Here is a 902-nt window from a genome sequence, read left to right on the forward strand (position 1 = left end):
TGGGGATGTCGCCGGTGTGGGGGGTGATGGGTGCGGCGATTTGGAGGAGCTGTTCCCGGACGCGTTCGACGTGCGGGGTGTGGGAGGCGTAGTCGACGGCGATCGCACGGGCCCGGATCCCGGTGGCTTCCGCTTGTGCCATGACATCGGTGAGGGCGGCGGGGCTCCCGGCGATGACGGTGGAGGTCGGGCCGTTGACGGTGGCGATCCAGACGTCGTCGCGGCCGGTCAGCAGGTCGCGCGCCTGGTCGCTGGAGGTGGCGAGGGAGACCATGCCGCCGTGTCCGGCCAGTTCCTGGGCGATGAGGCGGCTGCGCAGGGCCACGAGCCGCGCGCCATCTTCCAACGAGAGCACACCGGCTGCGCACGCGGCCGCGATCTCGCCTTGTGAGTGGCCGATGACGGCTGAGGGCTCGATGCCGAGCGAGCGCCACACCTGGGCCAGGGACACCATCACGGCCCAGAGGGCGGGCTGGACCACCTCCACCCGCTCCAGTGCGCTTCCGTCCGAGGTTTCGCGTAGGACGTCGAGGAGGTTCCACTCGATATGCGGAGCGAGAGCTTGGGCGCATTGGTCGATGGATTCGGCGAACACGGTTGAGGCGTCGAGCAGTTCGGCGGCCATGCCGAGCCACTGCGACCCCTGCCCCGGGAAGACGAACACCACACCGGACGGCGGTTCGCCCGAAACCACTCCGCCGACCACATGGGCGGCGGGCTCGCCGGTGGCGATGGCGTCCAGTCCGGCCAGGAAGGTGTCCCGGTCGGCGGCCACGACCACCGCGCGGTGCTCCAGCGCGGCCCGGTGCCGCGCCAGCGCCGAGCCGATATCGGCGAGATGCCGATCGCTCGTGGCCACGAACGCGCGCAACCGCGCTGCCTGTGCCCGTAGCGCGGCCTCC

At 71.3% G+C, this 902-nt stretch carries 1 protein-coding gene; it reads right to left on the reverse strand.

All coding sequences use genetic code 11. From position 1 onward, the window contains the following. Positions 1-859, reverse strand: an 859-nt coding sequence (locus JK364_RS54475) for an acyltransferase domain-containing protein (protein ID WP_201858889.1), incomplete at its 3' end; no start/stop codon positions are given. Positions 860-902: the final 43 nt, after the last annotated feature.

Origin of the sequence: Streptomyces endocoffeicus, assembly GCF_016741935.1 — a bacterium.
Lineage (GTDB): Bacteria > Actinomycetota > Actinomycetes > Streptomycetales > Streptomycetaceae > Streptomyces > Streptomyces endocoffeicus.